Origin of the sequence: Streptomyces sp. SID3212 (assembly GCF_009865405.1) — a bacterium.
Classification (GTDB): Bacteria; Actinomycetota; Actinomycetes; order Streptomycetales; family Streptomycetaceae; genus Streptomyces.
In genome coordinates this window covers 1-10,009 of sequence record NZ_WWJY01000866.1, presented here as the reverse complement: position 1 = coordinate 10,009, position 10,009 = coordinate 1, and the positions used below count along the sequence as shown (strand labels likewise).

General features: G+C 72.0%; 9 protein-coding genes and 1 pseudogene. 3 read left to right on the top strand and 7 right to left on the bottom strand.

The features are described 5' to 3' along the window. The 4 genes from GT042_RS26240 to GT042_RS26225 all read right to left on the bottom strand — a co-directional run. A partial coding sequence (locus GT042_RS26240) for a hypothetical protein (protein WP_161311202.1) occupies positions 1-282 on the bottom strand: 282 nt, incomplete at its 3' end. A 280-nt stretch (positions 283-562) separates the two neighbouring features. After that, positions 563-1,618 carry a HAMP domain-containing sensor histidine kinase gene (locus tag GT042_RS26235; protein ID WP_161311204.1) on the bottom strand — a complete coding sequence of 352 codons (1,056 nt, stop codon included), beginning with the start codon at positions 1,616-1,618 and terminating at the stop codon, positions 563-565. Between the two features lie 176 nt (positions 1,619-1,794). Continuing rightward, on the bottom strand, positions 1,795-2,532 hold the full coding sequence (locus GT042_RS26230; protein ID WP_161311201.1) for a response regulator transcription factor: 738 nt from the start codon (positions 2,530-2,532) through the stop codon (positions 1,795-1,797). A gap of 128 nt (positions 2,533-2,660) precedes the next feature. Next, complete coding sequence (locus GT042_RS26225; RefSeq protein WP_161311200.1) at positions 2,661-3,389, bottom strand: spermidine synthase; 729 nt, start codon at positions 3,387-3,389, stop codon at positions 2,661-2,663. Between the two features lie 248 nt (positions 3,390-3,637). Between GT042_RS26225 and lon the strand changes: the two genes are divergently transcribed. After that, positions 3,638-6,046 (top strand): endopeptidase La, encoded by a 2,409-nt coding sequence (gene lon, locus GT042_RS26220; protein ID WP_161311199.1) that lies wholly within the window; start codon positions 3,638-3,640, stop codon positions 6,044-6,046. A gap of 148 nt (positions 6,047-6,194) precedes the next feature. Here lon and GT042_RS26215 read toward each other — a convergent pair. Further along, positions 6,195-6,515 (bottom strand): annotated as a pseudogene (locus GT042_RS26215) (UTRA domain-containing protein); the annotation flags it as partial. A 126-nt stretch (positions 6,516-6,641) separates the two neighbouring features. Further along, positions 6,642-7,487, bottom strand: coding sequence for a lysozyme (locus GT042_RS26210; RefSeq protein ID WP_161311198.1), 846 nt, complete (start codon positions 7,485-7,487; stop codon positions 6,642-6,644). 181 nt (positions 7,488-7,668) lie between these two features. On the opposite strand from GT042_RS26210, the gene GT042_RS26205 reads away from it, so the two are divergent. Continuing rightward, positions 7,669-8,157, top strand: a complete 489-nt coding sequence (locus tag GT042_RS26205) for a MarR family transcriptional regulator (RefSeq protein ID WP_161311197.1) — start codon at positions 7,669-7,671, stop codon at positions 8,155-8,157. Positions 8,158-8,192: 35 nt separating this feature from the next. Here GT042_RS26205 and GT042_RS26200 read toward each other — a convergent pair whose 3' ends face one another. After that, the gene (locus GT042_RS26200; protein WP_161311196.1) at positions 8,193-8,984 is read right to left on the bottom strand and encodes a protein phosphatase 2C domain-containing protein; all 792 of its coding nucleotides are present in this window, start codon (positions 8,982-8,984) and stop codon (positions 8,193-8,195) included. A 328-nt stretch (positions 8,985-9,312) separates the two neighbouring features. Here GT042_RS26200 and GT042_RS26195 point away from each other — a divergent pair. Beyond that, a partial coding sequence (locus tag GT042_RS26195) for a nitrate- and nitrite sensing domain-containing protein (protein ID WP_345943920.1) occupies positions 9,313-10,009 on the top strand: 697 nt, incomplete at its 3' end.

The window sequence follows — 10,009 nt, the reverse complement described above, 5'->3', positions numbered from 1 at the left end:
GGTGGCTGTCGGGGTCGGGGCGGCCGTCGGTGTGGAGGCCGGCGTCACCGCGGCCCCCGCGGCGGCGGTCTCCGCCGGCTTGTCCGCCGTGCCGGGCGTGCCCGGCTTGTAGTCGGCGAAGAAGTCCCACCAGGCGCGGTCGACCGAATTCGGGTCCTGGAGGTACTGCTGGTAGATCTCGTCGACGAGCCACTCATTGGCGCCGAAGGCGGCGGCGGGGTTCTTCCCCTGCCCGTCTTCATCGGTCGAGATACTCGGCTTACTGGGGGACTGAGACGACACGGCGTGAACCGCCCTCTTCCGCTTCACAAGGTGATGGACAGCGGGAATCAAGGCTACGCCTAACCGGGCCCGCAGGTGCAGGCCAGGCGGGCCATCGTCGTGCAAGTCACATCTGACGGCGGGTTTCAGCGTATGAAATGGCGGGAAACAAGCCTGGTTCGCCTCGCCGGGAGAGCGCCCGTGAAGCACTGTGCCCGGCTGCAACGGGTCCGCGGCCCGTAGTCCGCCCGTCCCCGACTCCGTACCCGGAGATCGTGCGTTAACAAGTCCGAACTCTACGTCAATCCCGGGCCTGGGGAATTCCCGGAAGAGTGACGCGTATCCGGCAGCCGCGCGCGGATTCGGCCACACCGATGCGCCCGCCGTGCAGATCGACCGCCCAGCGGGCGATCGCCAGACCCAGGCCGGTGCCCCCGTCGCTGCCGGGACCGTGCGGCGAGGGCGCGCTGCCGCGGTTGAACCGCTCGAAGACGCGGTGCCGTTCGGCCTCCGGTATCCCGGGACCTTCGTCCTGGACCTCCAGGTCCAGCGACTCGGGGCGGGGGCCGCGCCGGGCCCGTACCGTCACCCGCCCGTGCGGCGGGCTGTGCTTGACCGCGTTGTCGATGAGGTTGGCGACGACCTGGTGCAGGCGCTCCGCGTCCGCGTGCGCGGTCAGTTCCGGCGGCGAGACGTCCAGATGGAGGTGGACGTCCGTACGGGTGTGGTTGCCGGACCCGGAGCTGAGCGCGCGCTGCGACGCGGCCAGATTGGCCTCTTTGAGTACGCCGGACAGGTACGGCCACACCTCGAAGCGCTGGGCCCTGAGCGTCACCACGCCGTTGTCGAGCCTGGACAGGTCGAGCAGCGTCTCGGTGAGCCGGCCCAGCCGTTCCGTCTGCCGCAGCGCCGTGCGCATCGTCTCCGGGTCGGCGGCGGACACGCCGTCCACGACGTTCTCCAGGACCGCGCGCAGCGCCGCGATGGGGGTGCGCAGCTCGTGCGAGACGTTGGCGACCAGCTCCTTGCGGTGCCGGTCCACGGCCTCCAGGTCGTCCGCCATCCGGTTGATGGTGGCGGCGAGGTCGCCCAGCTCGTCGCGGCGGTCGATGCCGCTGACCCGGCGGGTGTAGTCGCCGTGCGATATGCCCTTCGCGACGGTGTTCATCTCGTCGAGCGGCGCGGTGAGGCCGTGGGCCACGAACTGGGTGATGAGGAGCGTGGCGATCACCGAGAAGACGGTGATGAAGCGGAGCTCGGTCTCCGTACGGAGGGCCACCATCAGCAGGCCGGTGGTGATGAAGACGGAGACGACCACCAGCGTGCCGAGCTTGGTCTTGATGGAGAAGGGACGCAGCCCGGTCTTCTCCGGGACCCCGGCGCGCCGGCCGGGCTGCCTGGGCCGGCCGCCCGGTCCTGTCCGGGGTCCGCCGCGCTGTCCGCCGTACGGGCCGTCGAAAGGACCGCCGCGCGAGGTGCCGTAACGACCGCCGCGCGGGGCGGCCCCCCGGCGCGCGCCGTCCCGGGGACGGGTCATGGGGCCGGGGTCTCCAGGGCATACCCGACTCCGTGGACCGTACGGATCCGCTCGGCGCCGATCTTCCGGCGCAGCGCCTTGATGTGGCTGTCGACCGTACGGGTGCCCGACGCGTCCGCCCAGTCCCACACCTCCGCGAGGAGCTGCTCGCGGGAGAGCACCGCGCGCGGGGTGCTCGCCAGGCAGACCAGCAGGTCGAACTCGGTGGGCGTCAGGTGGACGTCCTCACCCCGCACCCGCACCCGGCGCTGCGCGTGGTCGATCTCCAGCTCGCCGAGGCGCAGGATGCCGCTGCGGGGGGTGACGGCGGCGAGCGCCGCGCGCTCCACGCGGCGCAGCAGCACGTGCACGCGCGCCGCCAGCTCCCGCATGGAGAAGGGCTTGGTCATGTAGTCGTCGGCGCCGACGCCGAGTCCCACCAGCATGTCCGTCTCGTCGTCGCGGGCGGTCAGCATCAGCACCGGCACGGGGCGCTGCGCCTGGACGCGGCGGCAGACCTCCAGGCCGTCGAAGCCGGGCAGCATCACGTCGAGGACCATCACGTCCGGCTGCCAGGCCTCGGCCGCGTCGACGGCCGCGGGGCCGTCGACCGCCGTCTGGACCAGGAAGCCCTCGGCCCGCAGCCGCGCGGCGATGGCGTCGACGATGGTCGCGTCGTCCTCGACGACCAGGACCCTTCGCTGGGCCCCCGGCGTCGCCGCGACCCCGTTGTGGCTGGTCTGTGTCTGCTCCATGGCCCCGCCCCTGCTGGCTGGTACGCGTTCCGCGATCGTCGATCCGTCGTCCGCGATCCCCGGGTGGCTCCACGTGGATGGAGATCGCGTGTGTCGGGAGCAGCGTAGAGGCAGGAACAGGGTCACGGCTACGCAGTGCGAGCGGCGAGATGAACGACGTCCGGTACGCCCCGGGCAACAGGGATCTCTTCGGCAGCAACTCCACCGAACCCGGCATTCCGTAGCGCTTCGCCGAAGGCGGGGGACGGCCGCGCGGACCAAATGGCCAGCACACCGCCGGGGTTGAGGCGTTCGCGGCACGCCGCGAGCCCGGCCGGCGTGTAGAGAGTCCCGTTGTCCTCGGTGACCGTCCAGTCGGGCCCGTTGTCGATGTCGAGGCACAGGGCGTCGTAGCTGTCCGTGGCGGTCTTCACGTGCTCGACCAGATCGGTGTGGAGGATCACCGTGCGCGGGTCGGCGAGCGCCGCGCCCGAGATCCGGGCGAGCGGGCCGGAGCGGTGCCAGTCGATGACCGCCTGTTCGCGCTCGACGACCACGATCCGGCCCCAGCGGGGGTCGGCGGCGGCGTGCGCCAGGGAGAAGCCGACGCCGAGTCCGCCGACGAGGACGGAGGGCCGCTGCTCGCGCCGGTCCTCGGGGAGGGCGGCGAGGGCGGCGTCGATGAGAAGGCGCTCGGAGCGGCCGTCGGAGGTGTCCATCAGGAAGCACCCGTTGGCGATGATCTCCAGCTCGGCGCCGCGCCGCCGGAGGACGACCTCGCCGTACGGGCCGTCGCGGCGGTCGAGGACGACGGGGCGGTCGTCGTGATCCGGCGAGTGGTGCGATTCCGGGCCTGGTGCCTGGGCGGATACGGGCATGGTGCGGCCTCTCCGGGGGACTGCTGGTGTCTTCGCTCTCGGTCCCATCCTCGTGCGCGGCGGAGGCCGGCGACAAACCGGTTCGGGTACGGGAAGCGTGACCCCCTTCAGGGCGTTACACCTCTCTGCCTCCCGCCTGCGGTACGCGTGCGGGAGTGATCGCTCAGAGCGAACGCCCCCCGGGGAACAACAGGAGGCTCACAAGCATTGAGCGGGTATAGCTCAACTTGAATGCTGAAGGGGAGATCATGGCTCTCACGTCCACATCGCTCACGCTTCCCGTGCTGCCGCTCGACGACGAGGTCGTGCTGCCCGGAATGGTGGTTCCGCTCGACCTGTCCGACGCCGAGGTCCGGGCGGCCGTGGAGGCCGCGCAGGCCGCCGCCCGCGCCGAGGGCGGCGCGGGAAAGCCGCAGGTGCTGCTCGTCCCGCGCATCGACGGGACGTACGCGGGCATCGGCGTGCGCGGCACCGTCGAACAGGTCGGCCGGCTCTCCGACGGCGACCCCGGCGCACTGATCCGCGGCCGTGGCCGAGTGCAGATCGGCGCGGGGACGTCCGGACCCGGCGCGGCCCTCTGGGTCGAGGGCCTGAGCGTCGAGGAACTGGCGCCGGACCCGCTGCCCGGGGCCGTCACCGACCTGATGAAGGAGTACAAGGCCCTCGCCGCGGACTGGCTGAAGAAGCGCGGCGCCTGGCAGGTGGTCGACCGCGTCCAGCAGATCGACGACGTGTCGCAGCTGGCGGACAACGCCGGGTACTCACCGTTCCTCACGACCGCCCAGAAGGTCGAGCTGCTGGAGACCACCGACCCGGTGGCCCGGCTCAAGCTCGCCACCGACCAGCTCCGGGAACACCTCGCGGAGCAGGACGTCGCGGAGTCCATCGCCAAGGACGTCCAGGAGGGCGTCGACAAGCAGCAGCGTGAATTCCTCCTGCGGCGCCAGCTCGAAGCCGTACGGAAGGAACTGCGCGGCCTGAACGGCGAGGGCGACGAGGACGAGTCCGACGACTACCGGACCCGGGTCGAGACCGCCGACCTGCCCGAGAAGGTACGGGAGGCCGCCCTCAAGGAGGTCGAGAAGCTGGAGCGCTCGTCGGACCAGAGCCCCGAGGGCTCCTGGATCCGCACGTGGCTCGACACGGTGCTCGAACTGCCCTGGAACGTCAGGACCGAGGACGAGTACGACATCAGGGGCGCCCAGCGGATCCTCGACGCCGAGCACGCGGGCCTGGAGGACGTGAAGGAACGCATCACCGAGTACCTGGCCGTGCGCAAGCGGCGCGCGGAGCGCGGGCTCGGGGTGGTCGGCGGCCGTCGTGGCGGCGCCGTACTGGCCCTGGTCGGTCCGCCCGGCGTCGGCAAGACCTCGCTCGGCGAGTCGGTCGCGCACTCCATGGGACGTAAGTTCGTGCGGGTGGCGCTGGGCGGCGTCCGTGACGAGGCGGAGATCCGCGGACACCGGCGTACGTACGTCGGCGCGCTGCCGGGCCGTATCGTCCGGGCGATCAAGGAGGCCGGTTCGATGAACCCGGTCGTCCTGCTCGACGAGATCGACAAGGTCGGCTCCGACTACCGGGGCGACCCGGCGGCGGCGCTGCTCGAAGTCCTGGACCCGGCGCAGAACCACACGTTCCGCGACCACTACCTGGAGGTCGAACTCGACCTGTCCGACGTGGTGTTCCTCGCCACGGCGAACGTCCTGGAGGCGATCCCGGAGGCGCTGCTCGACCGGATGGAGCTGGTCAGGCTCGACGGCTACACCGAGGACGAGAAGGTCGTCATCGCCAGGGACCACCTGCTGCCCCGGCAGCTGGAGCGCGCGGGCCTGGAGCCCGGCGAGGTCACGCTGGAGGACGAGGCGCTGCGCAGGCTGGCGGGCGAGTACACCCGCGAGGCGGGCGTCCGTAACCTGGAGCGTTCCATCGCCAGACTCCTCCGCAAGGTCGCGGCGGAACACGAACTGGGCAAGCGGGAGCTGCCGTTCACGCTCGGCCCGGATCACCTGCGCAAGCTGATCGGGCGTCCGCACCACGTCCCCGAGTCCGCCCAGGACCCGGCGGAGCGCCGCACGGCGGTCCCGGGGGTGGCGACGGGCCTCGCGGTCACCGGCGCGGGCGGTGACGTCCTCTTCGTGGAGGCGTCGCTGGCCGACCCGGAGACGGGCGGCTCGGGGCTGACCCTGACCGGTCAGCTGGGTGACGTGATGAAGGAGTCGGCACAGATCGCGCTCTCCTTCCTCCGCTCGCGCGGCGCGGAACTGGAACTGCCGGTCGCGGACCTCAAGGACCGGGGCGTGCACATCCACTTCCCGGCGGGCGCGGTCCCGAAGGACGGCCCGAGCGCGGGCATCACGATGACCACGGCCCTGGCCTCGCTCCTGAGCGGCCGCCTGGTCCGCACGGACGTCGCCATGACCGGCGAGGTCTCGCTGACCGGTCGCGTCCTGCCCATCGGCGGCCTGAAGCAGAAGCTCCTGGCGGCCCACCGCGCGGGCATCACGACGGTCGTGATCCCGAAGCGCAACGAGGCGGACCTGGACGACGTCCCGGCGGAGATCCTGGACAAACTGGAGATCCACCCGGTGACGGACGTACGCCAGGTCCTGGACATCGCCCTGTCCCCGGCAGAAATGAGGGTCCCGGCAGCGGCGTAAGCCTCCCGGCCCCACCACTGACGACGGCCGCGCCCACCCGGACACCCGTTCCGGGCGGGCGCGGCCGTCGCCGGGTGCCCCCATGGCGGTCGCCCGGCCGTTCGTGGAGGGTCCGACGGTCGTACGCGTCTTCCTCGTTCCGGGCAGGTCAGCCGATCCGGATCTCGTAGCGCAGGCGCTGGAGTCGGGCGGGCATGGTCATCAGGTCGAGCTGGATGGGCCGGTCGTCGCGGTCGAAGGTGACGCGCGTCAGGCGCAGCACGGGTTCGCCGGATGGGATGTCCAGGGCTGCCAGCTCCTCCTCGTCGGGCATGCGCGCGGTCACGTCCTCGCGGACGCGGACGCCCACGTGACCGAGCTCGGCGAGGAGGGTGACGGCTCCGCCGGGGATCCTGGCCGTCCCGGCCAGGCGGGTGCCGCGCGCGACGGCGGTGGGGTAGTAGGTGTCCGTCAGCTCGCAGGGCCAACCGGGCGGACACCCGGCCGTGCGGTCTCCCGGGGTGGAGCGCTGCGACGGCCGGGGGTGAAGTCGGCGTCCGAGGTCGTGGACGACTTCGCGGTGCCGTCGCCGGGCGCCGGCAGGCGTGAGTGGGCGTCAGCCGGTGGCCAGGGACTTTACGCCTGAGAGGGGGCCGTTGAACTTGTTGTGGTCTCCTACCGTCGGGCCCGAGGACGTGTACTGCCAGATCGTCTGGTACTCCCAGCCCGCCGGGAGTTCGCCGACCGTCTTGTCGTAGCGGGCGATCCAGAGCGGGTTCGTGGGGCCGAAGCCCGCGTAGTTGCCCGTGCAGTCGCGCCACCAGTTCGTGGACGTGTAGATCAGGGCCGCGCGGCCCGTGCGGGTCTTGTACGTCGTCAGGAAGTCGCGGATCCAGGAGACCAGTTGGGCCGGCGTCTTGCCGTAGCAGGCCGCGCCGTACGGGTTCCACTCGATGTCCAGGACCCCGGGCAGTGTCCTGCCGTCGGGCGACCACGCCCCGCCGCCGTCCACGAAGTACGTCGCCTGCTCGGCGCCGCCGGAGTCGTCCGGGGCGGCGAAGTGGTACGCGCCCCGGATCATCCCGGTGTTGTACGAGCCCTCGTACTGCTGGCCGAAGTAGGGGTTCTTGTAGTAGCTGCCTTCGGTGGCCTTCACGTACGCCCACTTCACCCCGCTGTCCCACAGCTTGGCCCAGTCGACGTCCTTCTGGTGGCTGGAGACGTCCACCCCCTCCGTCTGTGCCACCCGCAGGCTCGCGGGCGCCCCGCCGCCCCGGCCCTCGTGCGTGAGGACGCCCAGACCCATGTGCGCCGATCCCCGCACCGGGGGGACAGAGGCGGGGGCGGCGGGCGCCGCGGTCGACGTCGGCGGGAACGTGAGGAGGAGCGCGGGGACGGCCAGGAGTGTGGCCGCCGTGGACCGTAACAAGCGGCCGGTCGTCGTGGGTCCGGGCGTGGGCATGGCTGGTGCCTCCAGGGGGCGGTCCGGTGATCCGGACGGGCATCACGACGCTACGCACGGTCACCCACCCGTACGCGGCGCGGCACGCTGACGCCACTCCTACGAGCCTGCGAAATACTGTTCGGAAAGCCGCGGCAACGGCCGCCGGCCAGGAAAACCTTCAGGAGCGGGAAAGCGCGCGATGGCTGCTGACGTGCACGCGAGCGGTACGGCACACGACCGGGCCCCGGCGGGCGGGCGCGAGGTGGACCACGAGTTCCTCGCGCTGGAGCGTGAGCTGGCCGTCTTCCTGCGCCGCGCCAGAGCCAACTCCGGCGAGATGGCCCGCGAGGTCCACCCGGAGCTGGAGCCCGCCGCGTACGGACTGCTCGTACGGCTGGAGGAGAGCGGCAGCCAGCGCGCCACCGCCCTCGCCGGGTACTTCGGCGTCGGCAAGGCCACCATGAGCCGCCAGCTGCGCGCCCTGGAGGAGCTGGGCCTCGTCACCCGCGAGCCCGACCCCGCCGACGGGCGCGCCTCGCTCGTGCGGATCACCGACGAGGGACTGGCCCGCTTCCGCCAGGTGCGGGACGCGCGCCGCGACATGTACGTACGCCGGCTCGCCGAATGGGATCGTACCGAGGTCGCCGAGCTGGCCCGGCTCCTTCACCAGCTGAACAGTCGGGTGTAGGCGGGGGTACGAGTACGAGGAGGTCTGTGCGTACGTCACAGCTCCACGTACGCCACCGTCGCGTCGTCACTCGTCTTCCAGCGCCGGAACGCCGCCCCGTCCGGGTCCGCCGACTCCGCCGCCCGTACCCGGTCCACCAGCTCCTGCGGGCCGCTCTTGCGCACCAGCGCCAGGCAGTCCGCCCAGCCGCCCTCCCGGAACATCTCCACCCACCGCGCCGCGCCGTCCGTGAGGGCCAGGGCGCTCCGCACCTCCGCCGCGGGCGTCCGGCCCGTCACCGCCCTCGACGCCACCGCCGGGTCCGCCGCCGCCGTGAAGAAGCCGCCCTCCGCGTTGCGCAGCGCGTCCGCCGTCGCGACCAGGCGCAGGGCCTCCCGGGGGATCCGGTCCAGCCGGTCGTCCAGCACCGCCCGTACCGCGCCGTCCGGCGACTCCAGCAGCAGGGTCGAGTCCGAGAGCACCAGGTGCTCCACCGCGTCCGTGCCCCAGCGGACCATGACGACCGTTGCCTGAGGCGTCCGTACGTGAGAAAGGTCACAGGTGTCACGGTGAGCGTCCGCCGTGCGCCGGATCGCCTCGGAGAGGATCGCGCCGAGGGTCATATCCCGCCGTGAACCGGACAGTTCGACCAGTGCGCCGCCCAGCCGGGCGGTGAACCAGGGCACACCGTGGACACAACCGTCACCACCGTCGCCGCCCGCCGGCGGGGTCACCCCGTCCAGGACCACCAGCACACCGCCCTCGCCGCTCGCGGGCAGTGACACGGCTGTCCAGTCCTCGTTGAGGCGTCCGGCGGTGCCGGGGGCGGTGACGAGTTCGATGCGCATGGGGGCCAGTCTGCACGACCCCCGCACCCTTCCGCATGGGTCCTTCACGCCGTCTGCATGGTTGGTCAGTGGCCTTTACACCCAGGTCAGACGGTGTGTTTCGGTGGTGGAGCACCCCTCCGGGGAGCTGCGGGCGCGCATCCTGCCAAAGCGTGCGCGTAAGGTCCACCCGGCGTAACAGGTTCCGGTAGTGCGCCTCCTGGGAAGAGTTGTTGGTCAACTCCTCTGTGATGTTGACTCGTTCAGGTGGCGGAGCGGCCGATGTCTCGTCGCTGACCGGATGTCATCTCCGCTTCATGGGCGGACGAGAACAAGAATGTGAGCACCGGTGCGAAAGAAGCGGCCTCGGGGCAACGGCGTCACGCGCGGTGAGACTCCGGGCGGCCCCCTGAACCCTGGAGCGAACGGGACCACCGGGACCACCGGTGTCACCGGCGTACCCGGCGGCGCCGTCGGCGCGAGCGCGTCCTCCGGCGTCCCCGACGGACGCCGGGCGCGGGTGCGCAACCGGCTCGTCGTCGGCGTCGCCCTCGTGGGCGTGGCCGTGGTCGCGGCCGGCGCTCCCGGCCTCCTCCTGGTCTCCGCCGACCTCAACGACGCGCAGAACCTGGTCACCCTCGCCCAGCTGAACCAGCAGGCCGTGACCCTCTCCCACTCCCTCGCGGACGAGCGCGACGAGGTCGTCGTGTTCATCGCGGCGGGGCGTGAGCAGGCGGGCGACGGTGGAGACGCCGACGACGGCGACAAGAAGACCGGGCACCAGGTCTCCGCGACCCGCAGCACCCGCGTCGACCGCCAGATCGACGAGATCCGCGCCGCCGCGACGGCCTCTCCCGGCCTCCTCCGCGATCTCGCGACCGTCCCCTCCCTCCGGCGCGCCGCCCTCACCGGCAAGGGCTCGGCCCTGGAGGCGTACCGCGCGTACTCGGACGTCATCGCCAAGCTCCAGGCCCTCGCCGACGAACTGGCCGAGAAGGCCCCGGCCGAGGCCGCCGACGGCACCCGCGCGCCCGCCGACCTCGGCC

What these genes read in the sequence shown, in the direction of transcription:
- GT042_RS26230 (WP_161311201.1), bottom strand. Translation starts at nt 2,532, where the DNA reads ATGGAGCAGACACAGACCAGCCACAACGGGGTCGCGGCGACGCCGGGG.
- GT042_RS26225 (WP_161311200.1), bottom strand. Translation starts at nt 3,389, where the DNA reads ATGCCCGTATCCGCCCAGGCACCAGGCCCGGAATCGCACCACTCGCCG.
- lon (WP_161311199.1), top strand. Translation starts at nt 3,638, where the DNA reads ATGGCTCTCACGTCCACATCGCTCACGCTTCCCGTGCTGCCGCTCGAC.
- GT042_RS26210 (WP_161311198.1), bottom strand. Translation starts at nt 7,487, where the DNA reads ATGCCCACGCCCGGACCCACGACGACCGGCCGCTTGTTACGGTCCACG.
- GT042_RS26205 (WP_161311197.1), top strand. Translation starts at nt 7,669, where the DNA reads ATGGCTGCTGACGTGCACGCGAGCGGTACGGCACACGACCGGGCCCCG.
- GT042_RS26200 (WP_161311196.1), bottom strand. Translation starts at nt 8,984, where the DNA reads ATGCGCATCGAACTCGTCACCGCCCCCGGCACCGCCGGACGCCTCAAC.